This is a genomic window from Trinickia terrae (assembly GCF_005144415.1).
Classification (GTDB): domain Bacteria; phylum Pseudomonadota; class Gammaproteobacteria; order Burkholderiales; family Burkholderiaceae; genus Trinickia_A; species Trinickia_A terrae.
The window spans coordinates 204,267-228,762 of record NZ_SWJE01000002.1 but is presented as its reverse complement, the minus strand read 5'-3'; the positions used below and the strand labels follow the sequence as shown (position 1 = coordinate 228,762).

Genomic DNA, 24,496 nt, shown 5'->3' with positions numbered 1-24,496 from the left:
GATCGTCGCTCATGGGGCTCTGTCGCAACAGGGCGTTAAGGTAGAATCCGGCGGGCGAAAATTGCTGGCAACCACGATGGCCAAGACGACGAAGGCGTCGCGCGAAACGTCGCCCCCGGCATTGCCAGGGTGCTGAAAGGTGGTGAGCGGCGATTTGGGGCCGCCATGGCCGCTGCTCACCCCTGCGACGATTGCGCTGCGCTCATCCCGGTTCTGAGCAGCGATCACATCGTTGTCCTTATTTGCGGACGAGCGGAATCTGGAGATTGGTTGGCCGGTTCTCTTCAGTGTCGAAACCCCGCCCATCGATGTTCCTCGCGCCCCAGAACAGCATGTCATGGGACAGGTAGACAAGATCATATTCCATGAAGTTTTTTCCGGCCGTCAGGCCGAAGGGGGCAAAAGTCTTGCCGAATACACTTTGGGCGTTACCGGCTTCCCATTTCGCATAGCCCTGGGTTGCCACTTGGTTCAAAAGGTCGGCAAAGCCCTGCACGAGCGGCGTCACTTCATAAGCCTCGTCGGCGACGAAATCGACCTTCTGGGCGCCGACGGCGATCGGGTGATCGCCACGCCAGAGCATGTGTCCTCTGATGAAAATGCGCGCCAGTGGCGTCTTTCCGTAGGGGTCGACCGTACTCGTGACCGTCAGTTCGAACCGATCGTCTGGCAAGGCCCGGAAGTCACGGGTCAGATAGAAAGGCTTCAGCGTGCCGTCTGGATTCTTAAGGGCGCTGGGGCGCAGTTCGGGGGCAATGCTGACCCAATCGCCAAGCACGGCGTGCTTGATCTTTTCAACTGTCATGGATTGTTTTCCTTCAGGAGTTGTGGAGGCGGACGCATGGGCTACGCCAAGGACTAATGCGAGGACCACTGGCAGTAAAGTGACGAAAATGGTTCGGCTATGACGCATGGGACGTCCTCCAAACTATGACGATTGTCATATTAGCAGGAGCTATGACAATCGTCATAGCTATTTTTGAGGCCAACACAAAGACAGAAGGGCGTTATGAGTGGCGAGGTTCGTGAACGTATGATTGAAGGGGCGATGGGGTTGCTTGCGCGCGGCGGTCCGCAGGCTGCCTCGTTTTCCGACGTGCTTGCGGCCACGGGTGCGCCTCGTGGCTCGCTCTATCACCATTTCCCGAACGGCAAGCGCGAGCTGATCGAGGCGGCAGTTGACCGAGCGGGAATGGTCCTCACGGATGTTCTGAGCTCACTCAGCGGGGCCTCTCTTGAGAGGGTGGTCGAAGGCTTCCTCGCAATCTGGCGGACTGTGCTCACTCGCTCACAGTTCGAGGCCGGTTGCGCGGTGGTGGCTGTGACAGTCGCGGCGGACTCCGAGGAGCAGTTGGCGTATACGGCCCGCGTGTTCCAGAGCTGGATTGATCAACTGGCCAATCTCTTCCGGGAGGGCGGCGTTTCGAGTAGGGAGGCGCATGCTTTTGCAGTGATGCTGGTTGCCTCCGTCGAAGGTGCCGTGGCGTTAAGCCGAGCCGAAAGGAGCCTCGAACCTTTCGAAACCGTAGCGCGGCAGTTGATCACGCAGGCCCGCACCCTTTCATCAACGTAGCTGACGGTGAGAGCTTTTTTATCGATGATCGGGGTGGTCTTCGTTGCCGGCATGATTGCGGCGACTGAAGGGATAGGCTCGTCGCGCTGAACTGCGCACAGTTCAGCAATCGCAAAGTGGCAATATATTTTGTGACGCGCGCAGCTCTATGCCAGCAAGCCGAGCTGCACTGCGACCTCACGCATGAACAATGAAGCAGTTCGCTCCATGCAGCGAAAAAGTTGGGCCTCAGCCGAATGTCCCATGGCCCGATCCGTTGATGTCATCGGCGATTGGGGCAGCCTGATGATCCTACGCGAGGCCTTCGGAGGCACGACTCGATTCGACGACTTCCAGAAGCGACTCGATATCTCAGGACCCCAACAAGGTGCAATCGATGACCTCAAGCATCGACCCGGCAGAAGGGCTTGTCTAACGCAGTGGTTGTTCCGGCTGGACTTTCCTCTTGTCAGCGCCTGAATTCCCAGGCCCGGTCCCTCCGTTTCCAGATCTATCACCACCGCCGGCACACCCTGAGCCGGCTTCCGGCCGATTCATTTGCCGTCGTCTCGCTCGGCCTCATGCGCCGCATTTGCGAAAGCGCCTGCCGCAGTGACCCAATTGCCGTTACTACGAGTTCGTTTCACTGCGGCGCGGAATGCGCGATCAAAAGGCCAAGGCCGACTCGATAGCTTCGGCGCGCGGCGTCGAAGCGAAAAATCTCGACTTCTTAAATTTTCCTCCTATAGTATGACTATTCACCTGGCGCATGCCTGATGGTGGCGTGCGTTCGGCGGATTGCTCACCCGAGCAGAAGTTCGTTCAATGACAACAATATTGGAGATATCGATGAGCGGAATGACTTCGGCTGGCATTTGCACACAAAGTGAAATCCACAGGGCTAACGGCCCGGTTAAGGCGGCGGCATTGTCGACTTAACGAACGGAAACTGAAAAAATTCCCACTTTCATTCCGTCTATTCTCGTAAAAATCCGATCAATGCCGATTTTCTGACTGAAAAATGGCATGGTTTCCCACTCTATGTGCGGAAATTTGGATGCCGACAAATCAGAGTTCACATCGATAGGCTGGCCCGGCCTTGGCTTCATTGCGGCCTTTGAGGTCATGAAGTGTCGCCGTCGTCGGCAAGGCATCGAGAGTGAATTCGCAGCCGGTTATCTAGAGAACGACAAGTGAACGTGGCCTCGAGATAGGCCATTCGACTCCCAATCGTGTCGATATGGTCTGACTAGTCATGGTTTGGTAAAAGAGGAAATTCGACATGAAGCATGGGTCATTACTTCGCCGCCTGTGGGTTGCGACCGTCCTCGGATTCACTTTTCTGTTGGTAGGCCCGACAGTCTCAATGGCCGCCAGCCTCCTACCGTGCGACATCTACGCAAACGGAGGAACGGCTTGCGTCGCCGCGCATAGCACGACGCGCGCCCTGTTCGCTAACTACAACGGCGCGCTTTACCAAGTCAAGCGCGCTTCGGATAGCCAGACGAAGGATATCGGTCTGCAAGCCAAAGGCGGCTACGCCAAGGCAAGCGATCAGGACGCGTTCTGTGCCGGGACCACATGCATCATCAGCGTCATCTATGACCAAACTTCCAACCACAACGACCTGACGGTTGAGCCTAAAGGAGGCAACGGCGGCGCCGACAGCGGGGTTCCGGCGGATGCCCTACCGGTAACCGCAGGCGGCGTCAAAGTCTATGGCGCGTCCTTCTCCGGAGTCATGGGCTACCGCAATGTCGCCACCACGGGGGTCGCAAGGAACGGAAGTCCAGAGGCGATGTACATGGTCACCTCCGGCACGCACTTCAACGGCTCGTGCTGCTTCGACTATGGCAACGCGGAAACGTCGATCACGGACACCGGCAACGGACACATGGATGCGATCAATTTCGGCACCGAATGCTGGTTCTCGCCCTGCAGCGGCAGCGGCCCTTGGGTGCAAGCCGACCTCGAGAATGGGCTGTTCGAGTCGGGCGCGGGGCCGAGTCAAGATTCAGCCAACACGGGCAACACGGAACCCTACGTGACCGCGATGCTGAAAAACGATGGCCAAAAGACCTTCGTGCTCAAGTACGGCAATGCGCAGAGCGGGGCGCTCTCGACCAGTTACTCGGGCTCGCTGCCGACCACAACTGGCTACATGCCCATGCATCAGGAAGGATCTATCGTGCTGGGCACTGGCGGCGACAACAGCAACGGGTCGATCGGTTCTTTTTTCGAAGGGGTGATGACCGCGGGGGTGCCTAGCGACACCGTCGATAACGCCGTCCAGGCCAATATAGTGAGCGTTGGGTATGGTGGTCCGACTTCGGTCGCCGGAGTGCTGAGTCAAGACTCGACTATTTCGTTGAACGCAACCACACCCTGTTGCACGACCCGATACATCAGCCAGCAAAGCGGCAGCACGGCGCAAAGTGGCACAGTCGTCACCGCGGTGATCTCCAGTACAAGTGCGGCTTCGGCCGATCAAGACTCAACGTGGATCGTACGCGCTGGTCTTGCAGATTCGACCTGCTACTCCTTCGAATCTCGCGACTATCCTGGGGAATTCATGCGCCACTTCAACTTCCACGTTTACCGGCAGCCCATGGACGGAACCCAGCAATTCCGGCAGGACGCGACCTTTTGCGCCGAGACCGGAAAAGATGGGCAAGGTACGTCGTTTCATTCCTACAACTATCCGACCCGATACTTGCGCCATTACAACAACACGCTGTACGTCAGCAGCGATGGCGGTCCGAACGATTTCGATTCGGCAAATTTGTGGACCTACGATGTCAGTTGGCTCATCACGACGCCTTGGGCGCCTTGAGGCCAGTTAAATCTGTACCGGTCTCGATCCAAACGGGTCGACTCAGCCGGCTGCCCCGGGCGGCAGCCGGCCAGTTTGCCACGATCGCTTCGATCGGCGAATTAGCTCAACAGTTTATGACCGTCCTGAGGCAGCGCGAGCATCCGCTCCACACCCCGCAATTATGTTGAGACCGGCTGGAAACGCTTGGCCTACATAGGTGAGGTGACGAAAAGTCGCTCGTATACCGTCGCGGCATGGCATCTGTAGCGAGACGACCGCGCCAAATCAAAGTTCACCAATTCGTTTCTATCCCATCGTTGGTCGACAGTGATATTCATGCGTCACGCCAGCGGACATAGCCGATCCCTTGGCGGGCATAAAGGTTGCGCATGGGTTCTCATATTCTGCCATTCTGGCCGGCACGCACAACAGTGACCCTCATGGCAGCGGATGCTTCAACCGCTGGTTCACGCAAGGCAGATCTTTGCCATGAAATCATTGCTCCGCGCCATACGCTGGACGGCACGCACCGTGCAGCACGCACCGCCACGCGCCTGCCATCGTCTGCTCGTCGTAGACGACTACCGTCCCGGTGCCGAAGCGCTCACCGCAGCCCTGTCGCTGGCGGGGTACGACGCGCAGTGTGTTTTGGACGGGTCGGCGGTCTTGCAGACAGTCGCCGCACGGATGCCGGACATCGTCATACTGGACGTTAATATGCCGGGCATGGACGGTTATGCGGTCGCGCGATTGCTTCGCCAGGACGTTACAACGCAGCACCTTGTGATTGTCGCTTTTACCGCCCAGGACGAATCAACCGTCCGCACCAATGGCGTGGCCGCAGGCTTCGACGCCTATTGCCAGAAGGGCGCGGCACCCGAGCCGCTCCTGCGACTGCTTGAAGAGATCACGTGATCGGATGGAGTTGTCGGATTTAAGGGGAGCACAAACTGCCGGCCTGGCGGCAATCCAAAAACCTTGTTCATAGAATTCACGGTTGGCGCCGCGCGGGGCACGGTCAAGGCAATTCTCGTAACACTTTTCCATCCGGACAATCCAGCTTGTCCATCGAGCGCGGCCACCTCTGTTAGATATGCCGCGCAAGGTGACCAGCAAATGTACGCGCTAATGGATGAGCTCGCCGCCCGCAGGGAATGGGCACGTTGGTGCAGTCAGAGAGCGGCCAGCAACCGGAGTTGATGTTCGCTTTCGGCCCCGCGAACCAGTGCGTAGGCCCGCATCTCCATGCGCTCAAGGAGGGAAATAGATTCCGAGCCGGAAAAGTCGTTCCACGCGTCGTCCGCGATCGAGGTCGGCGCGCCGCGGGCTCTCGCGAACGCTCGCAGGAGAAGGCTTGCCTCGCGGCGCAGGACATGGCGGTCAGCGTTCAGAACATACGGCGGACAGTCAGTGCGTAAAACGAGGTAGTACGGAATCGCATTGCGATCACTTTGCATGGAGGCGATACCAGTGCGGAGGAATGCGTGCGTTCAGTTTCTCGCGTCGCCGTGGCCGACCGCTGCGTTTGACCGAATGAAGAAATGCGCCGAAGGATGCTCTCCGCCAGTGGCCATGAAGCAGCGACGGTCAAATCGGCCATCAACGAGAGAGCAACTCGCGGCTCGAGCAAATCAGCTGATGCCGCAGGCCAGCAGCCTTTTCACATGTCCATGACCGAAGCTCCACTCACCTTTCCGTCGATGATGTCCTTTCCCTGCTGCCGGGCGGCACGCCTTGCCATACCGAAGTCGGAGAATGCATGCGGTTGGTTCAGCCTGAAAACACGGCTTGCGGCGGAGGTTGCTATCGCGCCCGGGCGACATATCCGTACCGCAATGTCATACCCTTCGGCATAACGGGAATGTCCGTCAAAGCGACTGAATGTGCGGGCGAAGACGAGGGGATGAAGTTCGTATCCCTTGTAGAGAAGAAGCGGGTGTGTCGACATGTTGGTCACTCCACAGGGGACGACTCACTATACCCTGGAACGAGCAACGTAGGGCGGTGCAGAGACTGTTACCAGAATTGAATTGACCGAAGGTGCCCTCGCGCGTATCGTGAATTACGAGGTCTGCAAAGCGAATCGCTGCCCGCACATGACGACTGCTATCAGCTTCGTTCTTCCTCCACTGTACGTGGCGACCTCTTCAAGAACATTCACCGACAACCACGCCTGCTTGCCGCGCGATGAGGCGGACCCAGGATGCAGGCTTCGTCGCACAAGTGACGGATGCGGCCCCCATGATGTGGCGAATGTAAGGCGAGGCTGGCAGTGACCCGCTTCGTTAGTTCAGGGCGGCGTGGTGTTCGATCCAGCAGACGTAAGCGGAATGCCGGCTGAGCGAGCGCTTGCCGATATGAAGCACGAAGCTCGCTGGCAGGGCCGGCGCAAAGCCGCTTAGTCACTGTCTTGCCCGTGTACCGAGTTTCTTGCCGAGAGACCCGGTTCGGGCCGCTTCGCCTCGTTGGTGCGGCTCGTCAGGCGTTTCGGATATCGCCTTCGGCCAAACTCGCACAGCGATCAGAAAACGGCTGCGTACTGCGGCCAGAAGGAGTTACCTGATGACAACCATTCGCCATTATCGAGGTCTCGATATTTCCTTGCTCGTGTATCCCCATCGCGCGACCCAGACGGGATATGGTCACAATTACGAGGAGGGGTTCGATGCGTCGATTCGTATCAGCGAACCGGATTCCGTGATGGACAGCCCCCGGAGCCGCTTATTCCGTGTGCCCGGCAAGGGTCCTTTCGTGAATGCCGGAGACGCACGGCGCGCGTCCATGGCCTACGCCGAAATGTTGATTGACGGTGACGGGTCTGATCGCACCATCTGGGAATCCGCCTGAGTGGCCCAACCACGGCAGACTACGCGCAAGGATGCGCTCGCGGGCCGGCGAACAGGATGATCGGGACAATCCGATCGTGTCATGGAGTCGTGACTCGCGATTCCATCGGGCAATGAGATCATGGTCACATCAGGAGTGTCTATGAATTCTTACCTGACCGAGCCAGATCCCGGAGCTGGCATGAGCGAGGATGCACTCGAATTCCATCGCAGTTCTAACGGCGATAGATGGCTTCTGTGCCGAGGCGTGCATAAAGCTACCGTGGTGCGCCACGTGCCGAACGCGGCGTCGGCGGGCGTCGTATCGGAACTTGCGGTTGCGGCGTTTCTCTCGTCGGAAAGGTACGGGCCCGAGCACAATGCCCTTGTTGACCTGCTATCCGAACTAATTCCGCCCAGCAGAGACCCTGTTCAGTCACACGGCGCGCTCGAGGAGCTTCCGCGATGTCCTGCGCAGCCTCTGGAGTCGCATCCCCCAGAGGCTGCGGACGCGCTGCTTCTCGCCGTGACGCGCGTATGTACGTTTGCGCAGGAACGCCGGTTGACCAATGCAAGCGGCTTTTTTTTCCAGCAGGGGGCACGCCTGTTTCTCGTGACCAGCCGGCACGTCATGATTGACGTGTCCGGTGAGCATTTCCCCGATCGGCTGGAGATAGAGTTTCACGTCGACGCGGCGAACCTGGCCGCCGCCACGTGGGTGGCCGTTCCGCTATACGCCGCGGGGCGTCCTCTCTGGCGTCAGGGAACGGATGATGGTGGCGAGATCGATGTAGCTGTAGTGGAGCTCGATAGGGCTGCGTTGCCGCCGGGCGCGATATTTCAGGCATTCGGCCCCGGTCATTTGCCGCGTCCGGGTGATGCGATGCCGATTGGGGCGTCTCTGCTGATCGTCGGTTTTCCGCTCGGATTCCACGACTCGCTGCACCATTTGCCTGTCGTTCGGCAAGGCGTGCTGGCGTCGGCATTTGGCCTGCGTTTTCAGGGGAAGGGCTGTTTCGTCACGGACGCACGAACCCACCGTGGCACCAGTGGAGCACCCGTTGTCCTGAGAGCGCCGTCAGAAGGTAGGATGCCTGATGAGCTGCCGTGGCTGCTTTTGGGCGTCCATTCCTCGAGCATCGATATGGGCGGCAGGGACGTGCATATGGATGAGTCGCTCGGACTGAACAGCGCATGGTATGCGGATATTTTGATGGTCTTGACGGCTCACTAGCCGCGCATCTTGCTCCTCTGCCTGCCATACAAGGCGATGCTGCACATTCCTTCGCTGGCAGGTGGCATCATCCGCATGGAACTCCGGGCCTTTTCATCCTGCGTCCAGTTGTTCGCATAGGCAATGGCGCCCTCGCGTACGTCGAAGCCCGCCAGAGCTTCCCGAATGCGAAGATCGCGATCGTCAGTACGAGTGCCGGGACGATGTCAATCGGACGTCGCCGCGATTGCGCCATCGCGACGGCGGGCATGCATCACGACAACGCCGAACGCGGCCGTGGAGACCAGCGAGACAAGCAGCACGACCCATTCGACGGGCGCGTAGTTTTGCCCGATCGTCCAGATCACGGCTGCCGAGATCGGAGCGATACCCTTCGCAATGTTCGATGGCGTCGACAACAGCCCGCTGACTGCTCCATAGCCTTCGGTCCACATTACGTCCTGCACGATAGTGCCGCGCAGGATCGTCATCATGCCGTTCGCGCCTCCATAGATGACAGCGAACAGTATCAGCGCCACGGGCGACGTTCCAGCAATCAGCAGAATCACTACCGATACCGGGAAGGCCGCGGTGATCGTCACGCCCACAATCTGCGGCGATACGTTCCGCCCAGCCGTGAACCATAGCGTTCGGGCAAGGACCTGTGCCGGGCCGATGACCGCCATAGTCGCGAGAATGACGGGCTGCGAGACACGGCGCTCGACCATGAGCGGGACAAGGTGGAACGTCAGCGCTGCGAATGTCGCGTAATACGCAGTGAAGCAGACCGCGAGCGCCCAAAATACCGGTGTCCGAAGTGCGCGCCTGATCGACTCGCTATTCTCGGCCTTGATCTTCGCCTTGTTGAGCGTGATAGCCGGGGCGGTCGCGTTGTCGCGCAGCGCAAACCAATGGATCGGCAGGCAAACACAGCAGTTGATTGCAGCGAGCGCGAGCAGTGCGTGACGCCACCCTAAGACGTCGATTAGTCCCTGAGTGAGCGGAATGAATGCGGTGCTGGCGAATCCCGCCACGAGCGTGATCAACGTGATCTTCGTGCGGAAACTGCCGGGGTAGCGCCGGGTGATCACCGCGAAGACCGGATCGTAAAGCGTCGCCGCCATCGCGATGCCTAGCCCGATCCACGCTGCAAAGAGCGTCGCGAGACTGCCTGCCTGCGACCAGATCACCAGCATGACTGACCCGAGCAGCGATCCCGTAGTCATCACTGCCCGGCCGTGCCCGTGATCGATCCATTTCCCGACCGGATATGCGGCCAGCCCGGAGACTAGCAGCCCGAGTGACAGCGCCGCGTTGGTCGATGCGCGACTCCATCCAAGCTCGTGCTCCATGGGTACGACAAAGAGCGAGAAGGCGTAATAGATCGCCCCCCATGCAACGAGTTGTGCGATGGCCAGCGCCCATGTCGCGGTGTTGCCATCCGCCTTTCGATCGAGAGCAGAAACCGGCATGGGTCAGATACTGGCCTGGTTCACGCGCGTCGTTAGTTCCTCGGCGCTTTCCTTGCGTTCACTGTAGCGATCGACCAGATAGGTACCGATATCACGGGTCAGCAACGTGAACTTGACCAGTTCCTCCATCACGTCCACGACGCGGTCGAAATAGGCCGACGGCTTCATGCGCCCAGCTTCGTCGAATTCCATGAATGCCTTGGCCACCGACGACTGGTTGGGGATGGTCAGCATCCGCATCCAGCGTCCGAGCACGCGCATCTGGTTCACGGCGTTAAACGACTGCGAGCCCCCGCTCACCTGCATCACGGCGAGCGTCTTTCCCTGCGTCGGCCGGATCGCGCCGACCGAAAGCGGAATCCAGTCGATCTGCGACTTCATGATGCCGGTCATCGCGCCGTGCCGCTCCGGCGAGCACCAGACCATGCCTTCCGACCACAGCACCAGTTCCCGCAGTTCGGCCACCTTGGGATGGCTGTCCGGCGCGTCGTCCGGCAGAGGCAGGCCGCTCGGGTTGAACGTGCGGACTTCGGCGCCCATGGCGGTGAGCAGGCGCGCGGCTTCTTCGGTCAGCAAGCGGCTGAAGGAGCGTTCTCGCAGGGAACCATAAAGAAGCAGGATACGCGGCGAATGGGGCGACGCTTTCGCAGGCTGCAAGCGGGCGATATCGGGAACGCGAAAGAGCGCCGGGTCGACTTGCGGCAGTTCAGTCGTGAGATTGGACACGCTTGCCCTCCGCGTCGATGACCGCTTCGCCGTCTTCCTTGGCAAACGCGCCGAGCTGGGGCGCCGGCAGGATGTCGAGAACGACTTCGGACGGACGGCACAGCCGGACACCCACCGACGTCACCACGAACGGTCGATTGATGAGGATCGGATGCGCCATCATCGCGAGTGTATTGCGCGAGGTCCAGCAGTCCGGGTTGTGATAGATGATGACGTCGCTCATGTTGTTATTTCCGTAGTTCTCAGGCGCATTCGTACCAGTCTTTTGAGCCGTTGACGATGCGCACCACCAGCAGCATGACCGGCACCTCGATCAGCACGCCCACGACCGTCGCAAGCGCAGCACCTGAGTTGAAACCGAACAGGCCGATCGCGGTGGCGACAGCGAGTTCGAAGAAATTCGATGCGCCGATCAGCGCCGACGGGCAGGCAACATTGTGCTTTTCGCCGACCGCGCGATTGAGCCAGTACGCAAGGGCCGAGTTGAAGAACACCTGGATCAGGATCGGAACGGCCAGCAGGACAATGACCAGCGGCTGCTTCAGGATGGCCTCGCCCTGGAACGCGAACAGCAGCACCAGCGTCGCGAGCAGCGCGGTAATGGACCAGGGGCCGATCTTCGCCAACGCTGCATCGAATGCCGCCTGCCCCCTCGCGAGCAGTAACTTGCGCAGGATCTGTGCGAGGATCACCGGGATCACGATATAGAGCACAACGGAGGTGAGCAGCGTCGCCCAGGGCACCGTAATCGCGGAGATGCCGAGCAACAGGCCGACGAGCGGCGCGAAGGCGACCACCATGATGCTGTCGTTCACGGCTACCTGCGACAGCGTGAACAGCGGATCGCCGCCGGTCAGCCGGCTCCAGACGAACACCATCGCCGTGCACGGCGCTGCTGCAAGCAGGATGAGGCCCGCGACGTAGCTGTCGAGCTGCGCGGCAGGCAGCATCGGCACGAAGAGATGCTTGATGAAAATCCAGGCGAGAAAAGCCATCGAGAACGGCTTCACCAGCCAGTTCACAACGAGCGTAACGCCGATGCCCTTGATGTGCTGACGGACTTCATGCAATGAGCCGAAGTCGACCTTGACGAGCATCGGGATGATCATCACCCAGATCAGCAAGCCGACCGGGAGATTGATCTGAGCGTATTCCATCCGGCCAATCGTCTGGAAGACGCCTGGCAGAAGCTGGCCGAGCAGGATGCCGGCGACGATGCACAGTGCGACCCAGACGGTCAGGTATCGCTCGAAGAAGCTGATGGCCGGTTTCGAAGCGGTCTTTCTCGAAGCGGCGACATTCGGGGTGTTCATGTGACGACTCGGCGGAGAAAGGTTCAGCTTTGCAGGATGTCGTTCAACGCTTGCTGAAGCTCGGCATCACTCAGACGATCAAGCGGCAGTTCAAGCATCTGCAGCATGCGATAGCCGATCGCCTGGCGTGTGAGTTCGAACGCCTGCCGCTTGCCTTCATCGCCGCCCGGCGCGCTCGACGGGTCGACGTAGCCCCAGTGGACCTTGACCGGGCTCCCTGGCCAAAACGGACATTGTTCGGCAGCCGCGCTGTCGCAGACCGTGATGACAATGCGCATTTGCGGAGCGTCGTCCGCCACGAATTCATCCCAGCTTTTGCTGCGATAGCCTTCGGTATCGATGCCTGCGTTCGACAGGGCTTCGAGTGCAAATGGGTTGAGACGGCCGCTCGGGGCACTTCCTGCGCTATACGCGCGGACGTCCTTGCCGAGCTTCTGCGCCCAATGGTTCAGCATGCCCTCGGAGAGCACACTGCGCGCGGAATTGTGAGTGCAGAGAATGAGTACGTTCGTGGTCATGGCAGAGGGCGCCTTATTGCTTGCCGATGTCGTGGACGGCCTTGATCATGGCCACGGCATCCAGTTTGTCGAGAGGCAGCGAGAGGAACAGTTCGATCCGGCGCTTCACGATGACGGCGGCATCCCAGATCGCCTGCTGCTTGCTCTCCTCGCTGCCTTCGGCCGAAGCGGGATCGGTCAGCTCCCACTTGCAGTAGTCGTCTTTCAGCACCGAGGGCTCCGCCCCGCCGAACATTGCAGGGTAGAACCGGATGCTGTCCTCAAGGTTCTCGACTGATACGTGGATATGCACGCTTCATCGCTTGCCTCCGCAGGCGTTGGGGAGATCGCTCGCGGCACAGGCCGCACCGGCACAGCAGTTCTCCGTGAGGTACCCGACGAGATCCGTCATCGCATCGAAGTTCGCCGTGTAGATGACGAAGCGACCTTCTTGGCGCGACTTCACCAGCTCGGCGTGAGACAGGTCCTTCAGGTGAAAGGAGAGGCTTGAAGGGGCGAGGCCCAGCCTTTGCGCGATTTCGCCGGCAGCCATGCCGTCCGGGCCGGCGACGACGAGAGTGCGGAAGATCGCAAGGCGCGATTCGTGGGCAAGCGCGCCGAGGGCGCGGACAACGAGGTTGGATTCCATGCCTGCAAGGCTACGTCAAACATTTCTACATTTCAAGTATTATTGAAATTAAGCCGCCAGCACGGGAGGAAGATGCGGCAGGCGGAAAGGCGTGGGCGGCGGATGTGGAGATAGAACCTGACCATGGACCTTCTGGCGAGGCGTCCGTCTCAATTGTCTGGTCAACGTGGTGTGGTTGGTCGGCAGTCAGGTGGACCTATCGAGGCGCCATGATCCGCAGCACCCCGCTCGGTGCATATTGCCTCGGATTGAACGAAGAGTAAGCATGACGCGCAAGTCGGCTCTCGCGACCGCTTGCAGTGCTCCCCACTCCAAGCGGAGTGCCGTCAAGAAATGGACCTTTTCGCTAAGGTCGAATAGCCCTTACCGGGAGGCGGTGTCGCGTAGCTCTTCCCCTCGCTGCAGCGACGCAATGAGTGGACATGACACGTTGCCCCTGCGCGAATGGCACGCGCACACGAGTTGGGTGAGCACCGCTTCCATGCGCTGGAGATCGGCGAGCTTGTCCTGAATGTCCCTGAGCTTGTGTTCGGCGAGACTGCTCGCTTCGTCGCAGTGCGTTCCGTCTTCCAGTCTCAGGAGGTCCGCTATTTCGTCGAGGCTGAAGCCCAGCCGCTGAGCGGACTTGACGAACCGAACCCTCGTCACATCGCTTTCGCCATAGCGGCGAATGCCGCCATACGGCTTCTCCGGCTCCAGCAGCAATCCCTTGCGTTGATAGAACCGGATTGTCTCCACATTGACGCCGGCGGCCTTCGCGAAGGCGCCGATGGTCAGGCTTTCGCTACCGTTTTCCATACCGCTTGACTCCGTACATAAGTACGGAAGTAAGGTTACGCTACTCAGCGGATATTCGGAAGGGCAAGCGTATGGCGGAACAGCAGAAAGGGCGCGGCGCACTTGCCGCCGGCGGACTGGCCGCGATCCTCGCGTCGACCTGCTGCCTCGGGCCGCTGGTGCTCGTCGCACTGGGTGTCAGCGGCGCCTGGATCGGCAACCTGACTTTGCTCGAACCCTGGCGGCCGGTTTTCATCGGCGTGGCACTGGTGGCGTTGTTCTTCGCCGGACGGCGCATCTTCCGGCCCGCAGTGAAGTGCAAGCCTGGCGAGGTGTGCACGATTCCGCAGGTGCGCGCCGCATACAAGCTGATCTTCTGGATCGTGGTCGCGCTGGTGTTGATCGCGCTCGGTTTCCCTTACGTGCTGCCCCTGTTCTATTGAACCTGGAGTCCATCATGAAAAAGCTGCTTGCTGCACTCGTGCTCGCCGTCGTCGCGGTCCCGGTCTGGGCCGCAACCCGGACGGTCACACTGTCGGTACCCGGCATGACGTGCGCCGCCTGCCCGATCACCGTCAAGCATGCGCTTTCCCAAGTCGTGGGCGTCCAAAAAACGGATGTCCGTTTCGAGCAGCGGGAAGTCGTCGTGACGTTCGACGACGGCAAGACGAACGTCCTGGCACTGACCAGGGCCACGGCGGACGCGGGCTATCCGTCGTCGGTCAAGCAGTGAAGTTACGGAGGTACTGCCATGTCGTTCGTCACGCGCGCGGCCGATAAGGCCGGTTTGCTCGGCAGCATCGTGTCAGCGATGGGCTGTGCGAGCTGCTTTCCCGCGATCGCCAGTCTGGGTGCGGCCATTGGTCTGGGCTTCCTGAGCCAGTATGAAGGGCTGTTCATCCGCATCCTGCTACCAGTCTTTGCCTGTGTCGCATTGTTCGCCAATGCGATCGGGTGGTTCAATCATCGGCAGTGGCGCCGCACCGTGCCCGGCCTGATCGGCCCGCTGCTGGTGCTGGCAGCCGTGTTTGTGATGCGGGCCTATGGCGAGCGCAGCGGCTGGCTGCTCTATCCCGGTCTCGCCATCATGCTGGCCACATCGATCTGGGACCTGATTTCTCCGGCGCACCGCGTCTGTGTCACCGATACGCGTGAATTGGGCACGGGCAACGTGCGCAAAGGTTGAGCAGTGACGCACCCAACCCACTCCACGAAAGAACGGAGCAAGCCCATGATGACTTTGAAGATCGACGGGATGACTTGCGCTTCCTGCGCTGAACATGTCAGGCAGGCGCTGGAAAAGGTGCCCGGCGTGCGCTCCGCAGCGGTCTCCTGGTCCAAAGCGCTGGCCGATGTGACGGTCGATGGAGGCGTCAGCCACGATACGCTGGCAGCCGCGGTGACGACAGCCGGTTACCACGCCAGGGTTGCTGACGTCCCGGGCCAATCCGCCGGCCTGCCCGGCAAGACGCACGGCTGGGCGGGGGCTGGTGGGAAGCGTAGCGGCGATGCCGGCGTGCTGCGGGTCGCCGTGATCGGCAGTGGTGGCGCTGCCATGGCGGCTGCGCTGAAGGCCGCCGAAAACGGCGCGCAGGTAACACTGATCGAGCGAGGCACGATTGGCGGCACCTGCGTCAACGTCGGCTGCGTGCCCTCCAAGATCATGATCCGCGCAGCCCACATCGCGCATCTGCGGCAGACGAGTCCCTTCGACGCGGGCATCACCGCGACGGCAGCGGCCATTGACCGGCCGCGCCTGCTCGCCCAGCAGCAGGCGCGCGTGGCCGAGCTGCGCCACGCCAAATACGAAAACATTCTCGAGACGAGCCCGAACATCAACGTCCTGGACGGCGAGGCGCGCTTCACGGGCAGCCATTCGCTCACCGTCACGCTGACCGCCGGCGGCGAACGTACGGTGTCGTTCGATCGCTGCCTGATTGCTACGGGTGCAACTGCCGCAGTGCCGCCGATTCCGGGCCTGAAGGACACGCCGTACTGGACCTCGACCGAAGCGCTGGTGAGCGACGCGATTCCCGAGCGACTGGCTGTGATCGGCTCGTCGGTGGTCGCGCTGGAACTGGCCCAGGCCTTTGCGCGGCTGGGCAGTCATGTCACCGTCCTGGCCCGTCACACACTGCTCTACCAAGAGGACCCGGCGATCGGCAAAACCGTGGCGGCGGCGTTTCGCGCCGAGGGCATCGAGGTGCTGGAACAGACTCAGGCAAGCCACGTGTCGCACGCTGATGGCAAGTTCGTCCTCACCACGAACCACGGCGAGGTGCGGGTCGGCCAGCTGCTGGTGGCAACGGGCCGCTCCCCCAACACTGGCAGTCTGGACCTGGCTAGTGCGGGCGTGCAGCTCGACGAGCGCGGCGCCATCGTGATCGACGCCGGCATGCGCACGAGTGCACCGGACATTTATGCGGCGGGCGACTGTACGAATCAACCGCAGTTCGTCTATGTCGCGGCGGCCGCCGGTACGCGCGCGGCGATCAACATGACCGGCGGCGATGCGCGGCTGAATCTCGATACGATGCCGGCGGTCGTCTTCACTGAGCCACAGGTTGCGACGGTCGGCTACAGTGAGGCGCAGGCGCACCAGGCGGGCATCGAGACCGACAGTCGCACGCTGACGCTCGACAACGTCCCGCGCGCGCTGGTGAACTTCGACACGCGCGGCTTCATCAATCTGGTGGCGGAAGCCGGCAGCGGCCGGCTCATCGGCGTGCAGGCGGTGGCCCCCGAGGCGGGCGAACTCATCCAGACGGCCGCAATCGCGATCCGCGCCAGGATGACCGTGCAGGACCTCGCTGACCAGCTGTTCCCGTACCTGACGATGGTCGAGGGGCTCAAGCTCGCCGCGCAGACCTTCTCGAAGGACGTGAAGCAGCTCTCGTGCTGCGCCGGATAACCTGCGGGGGACGACGATGAACCTTACCCGCTACACGGCCGAACTGGCCGAGCGCCTGACGATGGCCAACCAGTTGGAAGGCTTTGCAGATCTCTTTCTTGTACTGCTGCGTAACCTCAGCAAGGGGGCGCCGGTTTCTCCCGCCGCGCTGGCTCTGGCGCTGGACTGGCCCGTCGGGCGTGTGACCTCTGCACTCGAACGGGCGGTCGGCACCGAATGGGACGACGATGGCAACGTCGTCGGCTACGGTTTGACGTTGCGTGAGACCCCGCACACTTTCGAAGTTGGCGGCCGAAGCCTTTACACGTGGTGCGCCTTCGACACATTGCTCTTCCCGGCGCTGATCGACCGGACGGCCCACGTGGTCTCGCGTTGTGCGGCCACCGGCGTGCCGGTCTCGCTCACGGTCACGCCCAACGCGATACAGGATGTTGCGCCGGCAGGCGCGGCCGTGTCGCTGATCCTACCGCAGGACACACCTGACATCCGCGGTGCGTTCTGTTGCCATGTACATTTCTTTGCCTCCGACGCCGTGGGCCATGACTGGGCCTCGACGCATGCCGGAGCCGATATCTGGAGACAACAGTCGTTCGAATGTCCGCTCCCATCGACGCGTGAAAGGCTGCTCATGGCCCGGCTGCCGCCCGAAATGTTTGGCAGTGGACGCGCGTCAAGTTGCTTCCCTTGGCGGGCATCCGGGCGATTTAGCCTTCTCTACGTCGGCGGTCTTCCTGGGCGCGCCACTCCTTGACAAGCTGTCGACGATTGCGTGAATAGCGGTCGTCCAGGAAAGTGGCCTTTGCGATCCGGTCGATGCGGAACAGACGAAAGCCCTCGCGTAGTTCGCACCATGCCGCAATGAACCTTCGGGACTCGACGAAGCCAAGCATGATTGGCCAAATGGTTCGCTCCGAAGGAGCGCCGGCTTGATCCGTGTACACAATGAGCATCTTGCGCTGCTCGCGCATTGATTGCCGAACTCGTGCCAAATCGAGGACTGATGGGTCCTCCTTCTGACGACCGATATAGAGCGCGTCATCGTCCAGGGCTCGCCGCATCTCAGGAGGAAGGACGCCGCTGATTTTGGCGAGCGCGTTCTGAGCCGCGAGCGCCAAATCGTCGTCGGTCTGACGGCTGACCCACTGCGCGCCTGCTACGAGCGCTTGCAGTTCTTCATCAGTAAAGGACAAGGGGGGCAGAAGGAACCCCGGTCGAAGAATGTAGCCGATGCCGGGCGCGCCATCGATGTCAGCCCCCATAGCTTGTAGCGTGGCGATGTCGCGGCGGATCGTACGTAGCGACACGCCTGTTTCGCACGCCAGTACCTCGCCGGACACCGTTCCACGGTGTCGGCGAAGTACCTGCATGAGGTCGAATAATCGGTGGCTTCGTGACACGCTCAATCCATCACAACAAGGCCCTTCCCGCCAAGCTTACGCCCCCCTTCCAGCGCAGTAATCAATCGGATCGCTTCGGTCAGAGGCACAGTCTCGGCGACAGGGAGCCGAACTTTTCCCTCCTTGGCGGCACGAGCGAGGCCATCGAGAATCTCAGCCCGCGGCGTACAGACAATCGGCCTCAGCCGTTGGTTGAAGATCGAACGGATGAACTTGCCTGGGGTTGGGTTAATGTCAAGGAACATGCCATCCTTGTCCAGCAGGCTGAGACCCATAGCAGTTGTCATCGTGGCGGCCGTGTCGTAGACCACATCGAAGCGCTTGCCTGTCGTTGACAAATCGGTTGTCCGATAGTCGAAGACAGCTTGAAGACCAAGGGACCGTGCCCTTTCGATTGCTCCTGCGCTGCAACTGCCTGCAACCGTGGCCCCCAGCATCAACGCGATCTGAACAGTTGCTTCGCCCACCGCGCCGGTACAGCCATTAACGAAGACGCGTCTGCCCGCTTTCAGCTTGGCCTTGTCGACCAGGCCGTTCCAGGCTGTGACGCCCGGAGTGCCAAGGCAAGCGGCATCTTCGAAGGAAACGTTGTCAGGCTTCTTGGCAAGGAAAGTTTCGTTGGTGACCACCGCGTGGCCGAGCGCGCCACTTTCCTTGATCCGGGCAAGACCGAATACGGCATCACCAGGCTTGACGCGCGTCACACCTGGACCGACCGAGATGACTATCCCAGAGAAGTCGCTGCCCATCGCACGCGGGAAGACTTTGCCGGTGACCATCTTGAGATAGCCATTGCGCACCTTCCAGTCAATGGGATTGATGGCAGCGAACTTGACCTTCACCGCAACCTCGCCTTTGCGCGGTTCATCCAACTCGAAGTCTTCGAGGCGCATCAACCCCGGGCCGCCGTACTCAGCGTATTGGATACGTTTCATATTCGGCGTATTCAGTGCGGCTGGACCGTTGCCATGTATGCAGCGAACGGCGTGGCGTCGTAGATCACGTCTGTGGAGGCGAGCTTGCCGTCCTTGACCTTGATGAATTCAGCGACTTGCGAGTGCGGTACCGGATGCGTTTCGACGTCGTAGACCACCACGGCCTCTTCGTCGTCGCCATGGACAGCGAGGACCGTCAAGTTCTTGATCATTTGAGCGAACCCACACTGGAAGTCCCTGAAGCGCTCGATACCGGTGATTTGCCCGATTGGCGATGTGCAGACGACATCCTCGGCCGAGACGGAGATGATCGTTTCGACATCCTTCTTCGCCATCGCTTCGACGTAGGTGCGAGCGATTAGCAGAGCATTGGCGTTGGCTTTAGACATGATGGTTTCCTTTCGTTGGGTAAGAAAACTCAGTCTAGGCCGCCATAGTGACAGATTCTGGCACCAGTGTTGACGCTCATGCGTTCAGCTGAGGGCATGCGGCCGCTTGCGGGTGACGAACTGACGTCCGAATGTCGGAGCTAGCGCCGTGGCGAACGAAACTCTGGCCGCATCCGGTCAGATGGGCTTCCCACCGTTCCGCAACCCGATATGTCCGAAGAAGAGCCGTTCCTTCATAGAACCCGGAGATTTCGGATTCGTCGCAATGGTCGGCGAGCGTTGGAGGATGAGGTCGGTGATGTACTCGGGGAGTGGCGCTCGGGGGGGGGGGGCAGGCACGTCCCGCACGAGCTGCGAGGGGACCTGGACGATGAATGCGTCGGGCTCGCTCTTGAGGCTGTGTTCGTAACTGACTCGGTAGTCCATGGTCTTGAGCAAGGCCGAGGGGGATTGTGGGTATCGTGTCGCCCGCTCAGGTTCAGAAACAGGCGAGACACTGGACGATGGCGCTCTGGAGCGGTCTTTGCCGATCGACGCCGATCCCAATGCTGGCGCGACTGGCAGCCGTTTTCAGTGTGCCGCAGAGGCCAAATTTCGGGGGTGCGACGGTATACGAACCGCAGAAAACGGCTGTATACCGTCAGAAATACCGTCACCAATCATGGCTGTAGCAGGTTTTAGCGAGTCGATGGTAGGCAGTCGACTCACCAAAAACTGAATCATTTCAATGGCTTGGAGCCGTCCTGAGACGTGCTGAGCATCCGCTCCACACTGGTCGGACAACGGTATCAGGAGGCGGTGGCCGCAGTCGGAGCATTTGATCCGGGGTTTCTCGCAAATACCCGGTCTCCACTCGTTGGCACAAGCGGGTGAGTAGCCTGATTTGCCAGCCTTGCTTTGCCATCTGACCGGATAAACGTCGGTACGACCCTGAAACAGTCGGCGAAACAAAGCGACTTTCTCGTCCGTGCTAAGCCGGGACACCTCGGACTGCTGGGGGGCTACGGGCTCGGCCAACGACCGTTGGAAGTCGATGCCGTGCGCATCGAGCACGGCACGGAGCCGGGCGTTTTCGGCGCGCAAACGCTCCAGTTCGCTAATTTCGGGTGTCGTGTCGGCGTCGCGAACGGGATGGCCACCTTTCTGTCCCTGAACACCGACTGTGGTGGAGCGGTTCAATCCTTGTCCTTCGAACGATTGCTATATAATGAAAATTATATAGCGAGGAGGGCGCCATGCTTACATTCAAGGTCACAACGGTCGGGGCTTCGGCTGGCTTCATTCTTACCAAGGAGGCTATGGCACGGCTCAAGGTGCAGAAGGGCGATACCGTGTATCTGACCGAGGCGCCAGAAGGCGGCTACCGGATCACGCCGTACAACCCGGATTTTGAACGCCAGATGAAGCTGGCGGAAGAGATCATGCACGATGACCGGGATATTCTGCGGGCGCTGGCCAAATGACAGCGTGGCGCTGGGTGCGCGCGGATCTGACTTATGCCGTCCATGATCGCCAGCTTGCCGAGCATGGGGGGCTCGATGGCGTGCGTGACAAAGGGGCAGTGGAGTCAGCACTGGCACGGCCGCAGAATCTCGATGTTTATGCGGGGGCGGACGCAGCGGCGCTCGCCGCCGCATATGCCTATGGGTTAGCGCGGAATCATGGCTTTGCGGACGGCAACAAGAGAACCGCCTGGGTGGTTGCGCGCCTTTTCCTGGCAGACAACGGCTATCGGTTGAAGTTTGATCCGGCCGACGCCGTTAGGACCATGGAAATGGTTGCCGCTGGCGCGCTCGACGAAGCTGCATTGGCGGAGTGGTTCCGGCAGCGGATCGCCGAGTAAGTCGGTAGACGATTAAACTCGAAACTCGCGCTGGTTTAACCAGTTACGAGCGTCCCATGGGGGACGCCGACGACAGCATCCTTTCGGTGTAGCGCGCGATCAAATCAATCTCCAGATTAACCTTCGCCCCCTGCGCAAGATGCTTGAGCGTCGTCACTTCGACCGTGTGCGGAATCAGGTTGATCGAAAACTCGCACCCGTCATCGCGATCGTTCACCGAGTTCACGGTCAAGCTCACGCCATTCACCGTAATCGACCCCTTATACGCCAAGTAGCGCCCGATCTCGCGCGGCGCGAGCACGCGCAGTTCCTGCGATTCACCCACCGGCGCGAAATGCGTCACCGTGCCGAGTCCGTCGACGTGCCCCGACACGATGTGCCCGCCGAGCCGGTCGTGCGCCCGCAGCGCCTTCTCGAGATTCACATCGCCCGTCTGCGTGAGCCCGGCCGTGCGGTTCAGGCTCTCGCGCGACACGTCGACGTCGAACGTCGCTCCGGTCTTGGCGATCACCGTCATGCACGCGCCCTGGATCGCGATGCTGTCGCCGAGCGCGACGTCGTCGAGGCCGAGCGAGCCGGCATTCACGGTCAGGCGCACGCCCGCGTCCGGTGCGCCGCCGAGCGGCGTGATCGATTCGATGCGGCCGACTGCCGCGACGATTCCTGTGAACATCGTTTGGGTTCCTGAGAGTTAGTGATTGGCGCCGGCAGGAGCGAGGCGCGCGAGCACGCGCAGATCGTCGCCGATGCGCTCGGCGGAATGGAATGCGAGGCGCTTGCGTGCATCGAGCGTCGTGGGCGCGGCGAGATCGAACATGCCCGCCGATTCCGCGCCCAGCAGGCTCGGCGCGACGTAGACGAGCAATTCGTCGACGCAATCCTCGCGCAGCAGCGATCCGTTGAGCTTGTGCCCCGCTTCGACATGCAGCTCGTTGATGCCGCGCGAGCCGAGCAGCTTCAGCATCGCGGGCAGGTCGACCTTGCCATGCGCGTTCGCGAGCGGCAGGATCTCGGCGCCGCGCGCCGTGAGCGCTTCGGCGTGCGCGGCGTTGTGCTTGTCGATCGACGCGCAGAAGATAAGCGGCGGCGCGCCTTCGAGGATGCGCGCCGTCAGCGGCACTTCGAGCCGGCTGTCGATCAGGACGCGCTGGGGCTGGCGCGTCGTCGCGACCGCGCGCACGGTCAACTGCGGATCGTCTTCGCGCACGGTGCCGATGCCCGTGAGGATCGCGCAGGCGCGGGCGCGCCATGCATGGCCGTCGGCGCGCGCGGCCTCGCCCGTGATCCACTGGCTTTCGCCGGTGGGCAGGGCGGTGCGCCCGTCGAGCGAGCTCGCGATTTTCATGCGCACCCACGGCTGGCCGCGCGTCATGCGCGACACGAAGCCGATGTTGATCTCGTGTGCTTCGTTCGAAAGCAGGCCGCAGCGCACGTCGATGCCGGCGTCGCGCAGCATCGCGAGCCCGCGTCCCGACACCTGCGGATTCGGGTCTTCCATCGCGGCGATCACGCGCTCGACCTGCGCGTCGATCAGCGCATGCGCGCACGGCGGCGTGCGGCCGAAGTGGCTGCACGGCTCGAGCGTCACGTAGGCGGTGGCGCCGCGCGGATCGTGGCCGCGCGCGCGGGCATCCTTCAGCGCGCGCACTTCAGCGTGGTCCTGGCCGGCGGGCTGCGTGAAGCCTTCGCCGATCACGACGCCGCTTTTCACGAGCACGCAGCCGACGCGCGGATTCGGCGTCGTCGTGTACATCCCGCGCGCCGCGAGGGCGAGCGCGCGCTGCATATGGATGAAGTCGGTTTCGGAGAACATCGCGGCGGGGGCCTCAGTATTGGTCGGTTTGCCGTGGGTTTGCGCGTGCGAACGCGGCGTTACGCGGCGGCCAGCGCGGCGAACGCGCCGCGCGCGGCGTCGATCGTTGCGTCGATCACGGCGTCGTCGTGCGCGATCGACACGAAGCCTGCTTCGTACGCCGACGGCGCGAAGTACACGCCCGCATCGAGCATCTTGTGGAAGAACGCGTTGAAGCGCGTGATGTCGCAGCGCGTGACGTCGGCGAAGCTGGCCGGGATGGCGTCGGTGAAATACAGGCCGAACATGCCGCCGAGCGCGTCGGCGCAGAACGGCACCTTGGCGTCGCGCGCAGCGGTGGCGAGGCCGTTGGCGAGGCGTGCGGTTTGTGCGGCGAGCGCTTCGTAGAACCCGGGTGCCTGAATCAGCTGCAGCGTCTTCAAGCCGGCGGCGACGGCGACCGGGTTGCCCGACAGCGTGCCCGCCTGATAGACGCCGCCCAGCGGCGCGAGGTGGGCCATGATGTCGCGGCGTCCGCCGAACGCGGCCGCCGGCATGCCGCCGCCGATCACCTTGCCGAGGCAGGTGAGGTCCGGCGTGATGCCGTAGAGCGCTTGCGCGCCGCCGAGCGCGACGCGGAAGCCGCACATCACTTCGTCGAAGATCAGAACCGCGCCGTGCTGGGTGCAGAGGCGCCGCAGCGCCTGCAGGAACTCGGGCGTCGCGCGCACCAGATTCATGTTGCCCGCAACGGGCTCGACGATCACCGAAGCGATCTCGCTGCCGAACGCCGCGAATGCTTCTTCGAGCGCGGCGACGTTGTTGTACTCGAGGACGGTGGTGTGCTTGGCGATATCGACGGGCACGCCGGCCGACGTCGGATTGCCGAACGTAAGCAGGCCCGAGCCCGCTTTCACGAGCAGGCTGTCGGCGTGGCCGTGGTAGCAGCCTTCGAACTTCACGATACGGCTGCGGTTCGTGAAGCCGCGCGCGAGACGCAGCGCGCTCATGGTCGCTTCGGTGCCGCTCGACACGAGCCGCACCTGCTCGATCGACGGCACCAGCTTGCAGATTTCCTCGGCGATCTCGATCTCGGCTTCGGTGGGTGCGCCGAACGAGAAGCCGTTCGCGAGCACGCGCTGCACGGCTTCCAGCACCTCGGGATGCACGTGACCGAGGATCATTGGCCCCCAGGAGCCGATGTAGTCGATGTAGCGGGCGCCGTCGGCGTCCCAGAAGTAGGGGCCTTGGGCGCGTTGGACGAAGCGTGGCGTACCGCCGACCGAGCGGAACGCGCGCACCGGCGAGTTCACGCCGCCGGGAATGGTGAGCTGGGCGCGTTCGAACAGGGCTTGATTCTTGGACATGGGATGCGGTTTGCTGAAATTGA

29 protein-coding genes and 2 pseudogenes are annotated in these 24,496 nt (G+C 61.5%); 12 read left to right on the top strand and 19 right to left on the bottom strand.

Annotated elements, in window-relative coordinates; translation table 11 throughout:
* Positions 1-238: 238 nt before the first annotated feature.
* Positions 239-805: a hypothetical protein gene (locus FAZ69_RS04265; protein ID WP_136892700.1), complete on the bottom strand. Its 567-nt coding sequence runs from the start codon at positions 803-805 to the stop codon at positions 239-241.
* Positions 806-1,009: 204 nt separating this feature from the next.
* Here FAZ69_RS04265 and FAZ69_RS04260 point away from each other — a divergent pair, with 204 nt between their 5' ends.
* From FAZ69_RS04260 to FAZ69_RS04250, 3 genes are all read left to right on the top strand, one after another.
* Positions 1,010-1,573: a TetR/AcrR family transcriptional regulator gene (locus tag FAZ69_RS04260; protein ID WP_136892699.1), complete on the top strand. Its 564-nt coding sequence runs from the start codon at positions 1,010-1,012 to the stop codon at positions 1,571-1,573.
* A gap of 1,345 nt (positions 1,574-2,918) precedes the next feature.
* Complete coding sequence (locus FAZ69_RS04255; RefSeq protein ID WP_240702106.1) at positions 2,919-4,385, top strand: alpha-L-arabinofuranosidase B; 1,467 nt, start codon at positions 2,919-2,921, stop codon at positions 4,383-4,385.
* Between the two features lie 471 nt (positions 4,386-4,856).
* Positions 4,857-5,282 carry a response regulator gene (locus tag FAZ69_RS04250; RefSeq protein WP_136892697.1) on the top strand — a complete coding sequence of 142 codons (426 nt, stop codon included), beginning with the start codon at positions 4,857-4,859 and terminating at the stop codon, positions 5,280-5,282.
* A gap of 257 nt (positions 5,283-5,539) precedes the next feature.
* Here FAZ69_RS04250 and FAZ69_RS04245 read toward each other — a convergent pair whose 3' ends face one another.
* Together FAZ69_RS04245 and FAZ69_RS04240 are read right to left on the bottom strand one after the other, a co-directional pair.
* Complete coding sequence (locus tag FAZ69_RS04245; RefSeq protein WP_136892696.1) at positions 5,540-5,824, bottom strand: hypothetical protein; 285 nt, start codon at positions 5,822-5,824, stop codon at positions 5,540-5,542.
* A 203-nt stretch (positions 5,825-6,027) separates the two neighbouring features.
* Positions 6,028-6,315, bottom strand: coding sequence for a hypothetical protein (locus FAZ69_RS04240; RefSeq protein ID WP_136892695.1), 288 nt, complete (start codon positions 6,313-6,315; stop codon positions 6,028-6,030).
* Positions 6,316-6,929: 614 nt separating this feature from the next.
* Here FAZ69_RS04240 and FAZ69_RS04235 point away from each other — a divergent pair.
* A complete protein-coding gene (locus FAZ69_RS04235) occupies positions 6,930-7,214 on the top strand; it encodes a hypothetical protein (protein ID WP_136892694.1) in 285 nt (94 codons plus the stop codon).
* Between the two features lie 141 nt (positions 7,215-7,355).
* A complete protein-coding gene (locus tag FAZ69_RS04230) occupies positions 7,356-8,426 on the top strand; it encodes a S1 family peptidase (RefSeq protein WP_369407726.1) in 1,071 nt (356 codons plus the stop codon).
* Positions 8,427-8,632: 206 nt separating this feature from the next.
* Here FAZ69_RS04230 and FAZ69_RS04225 read toward each other — a convergent pair whose 3' ends face one another.
* From FAZ69_RS04225 to merR, 8 genes and pseudogenes are all read right to left on the bottom strand, one after another.
* Positions 8,633-9,877: an MFS transporter gene (locus tag FAZ69_RS04225; protein WP_136892693.1), complete on the bottom strand. Its 1,245-nt coding sequence runs from the start codon at positions 9,875-9,877 to the stop codon at positions 8,633-8,635.
* A 3-nt stretch (positions 9,878-9,880) separates the two neighbouring features.
* Positions 9,881-10,603 (bottom strand): arsenical resistance protein ArsH, encoded by a 723-nt coding sequence (arsH, locus tag FAZ69_RS04220; protein WP_136892692.1) that lies wholly within the window; start codon positions 10,601-10,603, stop codon positions 9,881-9,883.
* A pseudogene (locus FAZ69_RS04215) lies at positions 10,584-10,769 on the bottom strand (ArsC/Spx/MgsR family protein); the annotation flags it as partial. The pseudogene FAZ69_RS04215 and the gene arsH, both read right to left, overlap by 20 nt.
* 76 nt (positions 10,770-10,845) lie before the next feature.
* Positions 10,846-11,916: an ACR3 family arsenite efflux transporter gene (gene arsB / locus FAZ69_RS04210; protein ID WP_136892690.1), complete on the bottom strand. Its 1,071-nt coding sequence runs from the start codon at positions 11,914-11,916 to the stop codon at positions 10,846-10,848.
* 23 nt (positions 11,917-11,939) lie between these two features.
* Positions 11,940-12,434: an arsenate reductase ArsC gene (locus FAZ69_RS04205; protein WP_136892689.1), complete on the bottom strand. Its 495-nt coding sequence runs from the start codon at positions 12,432-12,434 to the stop codon at positions 11,940-11,942.
* 13 nt (positions 12,435-12,447) lie between these two features.
* Positions 12,448-12,726, bottom strand: coding sequence for a VOC family protein (locus tag FAZ69_RS34525; protein ID WP_136892688.1), 279 nt, complete (start codon positions 12,724-12,726; stop codon positions 12,448-12,450).
* A gap of 3 nt (positions 12,727-12,729) precedes the next feature.
* The gene (locus FAZ69_RS04195; protein ID WP_136892687.1) at positions 12,730-13,062 is read right to left on the bottom strand and encodes an ArsR/SmtB family transcription factor; all 333 of its coding nucleotides are present in this window, start codon (positions 13,060-13,062) and stop codon (positions 12,730-12,732) included.
* Between the two features lie 363 nt (positions 13,063-13,425).
* Positions 13,426-13,860, bottom strand: coding sequence for a mercury resistance transcriptional regulator MerR (gene merR, locus FAZ69_RS04190; protein WP_136892686.1), 435 nt, complete (start codon positions 13,858-13,860; stop codon positions 13,426-13,428).
* Positions 13,861-13,931: 71 nt separating this feature from the next.
* On the opposite strand from merR, the gene merT reads away from it, so the two are divergent.
* Genes merT through merB form a run of 5 tightly spaced genes read left to right on the top strand, consistent with a single transcriptional unit; the run spans position 13,932 to position 17,501 of the window.
* On the top strand, positions 13,932-14,282 hold the full coding sequence (merT, locus tag FAZ69_RS04185) for a mercuric ion transporter MerT (RefSeq protein ID WP_136892685.1): 351 nt from the start codon (positions 13,932-13,934) through the stop codon (positions 14,280-14,282).
* Between the two features lie 14 nt (positions 14,283-14,296).
* Positions 14,297-14,572: a mercury resistance system periplasmic binding protein MerP gene (gene merP, locus FAZ69_RS04180; RefSeq protein WP_136892684.1), complete on the top strand. Its 276-nt coding sequence runs from the start codon at positions 14,297-14,299 to the stop codon at positions 14,570-14,572.
* 18 nt (positions 14,573-14,590) lie between these two features.
* Entirely contained in the window at positions 14,591-15,025 is a 435-nt protein-coding gene (merC, locus tag FAZ69_RS04175) for an organomercurial transporter MerC (protein ID WP_136892683.1), read from the top strand.
* A 45-nt stretch (positions 15,026-15,070) separates the two neighbouring features.
* Positions 15,071-16,750, top strand: a complete 1,680-nt coding sequence (gene merA / locus FAZ69_RS04170) for a mercury(II) reductase (RefSeq protein ID WP_136892682.1) — start codon at positions 15,071-15,073, stop codon at positions 16,748-16,750.
* Positions 16,751-16,766: 16 nt separating this feature from the next.
* Complete coding sequence (merB, locus tag FAZ69_RS04165; RefSeq protein ID WP_136892681.1) at positions 16,767-17,501, top strand: organomercurial lyase MerB; 735 nt, start codon at positions 16,767-16,769, stop codon at positions 17,499-17,501.
* On the opposite strand, the gene FAZ69_RS04160 is transcribed toward merB, so the two are convergent.
* The 5 genes and pseudogenes from FAZ69_RS04160 to FAZ69_RS33765 form a co-directional block, all read right to left on the bottom strand.
* Positions 17,455-18,153, bottom strand: coding sequence for a helix-turn-helix transcriptional regulator (locus FAZ69_RS04160; RefSeq protein ID WP_136892680.1), 699 nt, complete (start codon positions 18,151-18,153; stop codon positions 17,455-17,457). The genes merB and FAZ69_RS04160 overlap by 47 nt on opposite strands.
* The gene (locus FAZ69_RS04155; protein ID WP_136892679.1) at positions 18,150-19,082 is read right to left on the bottom strand and encodes an NAD(P)-dependent alcohol dehydrogenase; all 933 of its coding nucleotides are present in this window, start codon (positions 19,080-19,082) and stop codon (positions 18,150-18,152) included. Before FAZ69_RS04155 ends, FAZ69_RS04160 begins: the two co-directional genes overlap by 4 nt.
* A gap of 11 nt (positions 19,083-19,093) precedes the next feature.
* Complete coding sequence (locus FAZ69_RS04150; RefSeq protein ID WP_136892678.1) at positions 19,094-19,471, bottom strand: nuclear transport factor 2 family protein; 378 nt, start codon at positions 19,469-19,471, stop codon at positions 19,094-19,096.
* Between the two features lie 233 nt (positions 19,472-19,704).
* Positions 19,705-19,897, bottom strand: a pseudogene (locus FAZ69_RS33770) (hypothetical protein).
* Between the two features lie 144 nt (positions 19,898-20,041).
* The gene (locus FAZ69_RS33765) at positions 20,042-20,650 is read right to left on the bottom strand and encodes a TOTE conflict system archaeo-eukaryotic primase domain-containing protein (RefSeq protein WP_240702104.1); all 609 of its coding nucleotides are present in this window, start codon (positions 20,648-20,650) and stop codon (positions 20,042-20,044) included.
* Positions 20,651-20,706: 56 nt separating this feature from the next.
* Here FAZ69_RS33765 and FAZ69_RS04135 point away from each other — a divergent pair, with 56 nt between their 5' ends.
* Entirely contained in the window at positions 20,707-20,934 is a 228-nt protein-coding gene (locus tag FAZ69_RS04135) for an AbrB/MazE/SpoVT family DNA-binding domain-containing protein (RefSeq protein WP_009889671.1), read from the top strand.
* Positions 20,931-21,314, top strand: coding sequence for a type II toxin-antitoxin system death-on-curing family toxin (locus FAZ69_RS04130; protein WP_136892677.1), 384 nt, complete (start codon positions 20,931-20,933; stop codon positions 21,312-21,314). Before FAZ69_RS04135 ends, FAZ69_RS04130 begins: the two co-directional genes overlap by 4 nt.
* A gap of 43 nt (positions 21,315-21,357) precedes the next feature.
* Here the strand turns inward: FAZ69_RS04130 and FAZ69_RS04125 are convergent, their stop codons facing one another.
* Genes FAZ69_RS04125 through hemL form a run of 3 tightly spaced genes read right to left on the bottom strand, consistent with a single transcriptional unit; the run spans position 21,358 to position 24,473 of the window.
* Positions 21,358-21,987, bottom strand: coding sequence for a riboflavin synthase (locus tag FAZ69_RS04125; RefSeq protein WP_136892676.1), 630 nt, complete (start codon positions 21,985-21,987; stop codon positions 21,358-21,360).
* Positions 21,988-22,005: 18 nt separating this feature from the next.
* Positions 22,006-23,127, bottom strand: a complete 1,122-nt coding sequence (gene ribD / locus FAZ69_RS04120) for a bifunctional diaminohydroxyphosphoribosylaminopyrimidine deaminase/5-amino-6-(5-phosphoribosylamino)uracil reductase RibD (protein WP_136892675.1) — start codon at positions 23,125-23,127, stop codon at positions 22,006-22,008.
* A 59-nt stretch (positions 23,128-23,186) separates the two neighbouring features.
* Positions 23,187-24,473 carry a glutamate-1-semialdehyde 2,1-aminomutase gene (gene hemL, locus FAZ69_RS04115; RefSeq protein WP_136892674.1) on the bottom strand — a complete coding sequence of 429 codons (1,287 nt, stop codon included), beginning with the start codon at positions 24,471-24,473 and terminating at the stop codon, positions 23,187-23,189.
* Between the last annotated feature and the right edge of the window lie 23 nt (positions 24,474-24,496).

What these genes read in the sequence shown, in the direction of transcription:
- FAZ69_RS04130 (WP_136892677.1), top strand. Translation starts at nt 20,931, where the DNA reads ATGACAGCGTGGCGCTGGGTGCGCGCGGATCTGACTTATGCCGTCCAT.
- FAZ69_RS04225 (WP_136892693.1), bottom strand. Translation starts at nt 9,877, where the DNA reads ATGCCGGTTTCTGCTCTCGATCGAAAGGCGGATGGCAACACCGCGACA.
- merC (WP_136892683.1), top strand. Translation starts at nt 14,591, where the DNA reads ATGTCGTTCGTCACGCGCGCGGCCGATAAGGCCGGTTTGCTCGGCAGC.
- FAZ69_RS04135 (WP_009889671.1), top strand. Translation starts at nt 20,707, where the DNA reads ATGCTTACATTCAAGGTCACAACGGTCGGGGCTTCGGCTGGCTTCATT.
- ribD (WP_136892675.1), bottom strand. Translation starts at nt 23,127, where the DNA reads ATGTTCTCCGAAACCGACTTCATCCATATGCAGCGCGCGCTCGCCCTC.
- FAZ69_RS04125 (WP_136892676.1), bottom strand. Translation starts at nt 21,987, where the DNA reads ATGTTCACAGGAATCGTCGCGGCAGTCGGCCGCATCGAATCGATCACG.
- merB (WP_136892681.1), top strand. Translation starts at nt 16,767, where the DNA reads ATGAACCTTACCCGCTACACGGCCGAACTGGCCGAGCGCCTGACGATG.
- FAZ69_RS04260 (WP_136892699.1), top strand. Translation starts at nt 1,010, where the DNA reads ATGAGTGGCGAGGTTCGTGAACGTATGATTGAAGGGGCGATGGGGTTG.
- FAZ69_RS04265 (WP_136892700.1), bottom strand. Translation starts at nt 805, where the DNA reads ATGACAGTTGAAAAGATCAAGCACGCCGTGCTTGGCGATTGGGTCAGC.
- FAZ69_RS04255 (WP_240702106.1), top strand. Translation starts at nt 2,919, where the DNA reads ATGGCCGCCAGCCTCCTACCGTGCGACATCTACGCAAACGGAGGAACG.
- FAZ69_RS04240 (WP_136892695.1), bottom strand. Translation starts at nt 6,315, where the DNA reads ATGTCGACACACCCGCTTCTTCTCTACAAGGGATACGAACTTCATCCC.
- FAZ69_RS04150 (WP_136892678.1), bottom strand. Translation starts at nt 19,471, where the DNA reads ATGTCTAAAGCCAACGCCAATGCTCTGCTAATCGCTCGCACCTACGTC.
- FAZ69_RS04155 (WP_136892679.1), bottom strand. Translation starts at nt 19,082, where the DNA reads ATGAAACGTATCCAATACGCTGAGTACGGCGGCCCGGGGTTGATGCGC.
- hemL (WP_136892674.1), bottom strand. Translation starts at nt 24,473, where the DNA reads ATGTCCAAGAATCAAGCCCTGTTCGAACGCGCCCAGCTCACCATTCCC.
- FAZ69_RS04195 (WP_136892687.1), bottom strand. Translation starts at nt 13,062, where the DNA reads ATGGAATCCAACCTCGTTGTCCGCGCCCTCGGCGCGCTTGCCCACGAA.
- FAZ69_RS04245 (WP_136892696.1), bottom strand. Translation starts at nt 5,824, where the DNA reads ATGCAAAGTGATCGCAATGCGATTCCGTACTACCTCGTTTTACGCACT.
- arsB (WP_136892690.1), bottom strand. Translation starts at nt 11,916, where the DNA reads ATGAACACCCCGAATGTCGCCGCTTCGAGAAAGACCGCTTCGAAACCG.
- FAZ69_RS04250 (WP_136892697.1), top strand. Translation starts at nt 4,857, where the DNA reads ATGAAATCATTGCTCCGCGCCATACGCTGGACGGCACGCACCGTGCAG.
- FAZ69_RS04205 (WP_136892689.1), bottom strand. Translation starts at nt 12,434, where the DNA reads ATGACCACGAACGTACTCATTCTCTGCACTCACAATTCCGCGCGCAGT.
- FAZ69_RS04235 (WP_136892694.1), top strand. Translation starts at nt 6,930, where the DNA reads ATGACAACCATTCGCCATTATCGAGGTCTCGATATTTCCTTGCTCGTG.
- merR (WP_136892686.1), bottom strand. Translation starts at nt 13,860, where the DNA reads ATGGAAAACGGTAGCGAAAGCCTGACCATCGGCGCCTTCGCGAAGGCC.
- merP (WP_136892684.1), top strand. Translation starts at nt 14,297, where the DNA reads ATGAAAAAGCTGCTTGCTGCACTCGTGCTCGCCGTCGTCGCGGTCCCG.
- merT (WP_136892685.1), top strand. Translation starts at nt 13,932, where the DNA reads ATGGCGGAACAGCAGAAAGGGCGCGGCGCACTTGCCGCCGGCGGACTG.
- merA (WP_136892682.1), top strand. Translation starts at nt 15,071, where the DNA reads ATGATGACTTTGAAGATCGACGGGATGACTTGCGCTTCCTGCGCTGAA.
- FAZ69_RS04230 (WP_369407726.1), top strand. Translation starts at nt 7,356, where the DNA reads ATGAATTCTTACCTGACCGAGCCAGATCCCGGAGCTGGCATGAGCGAG.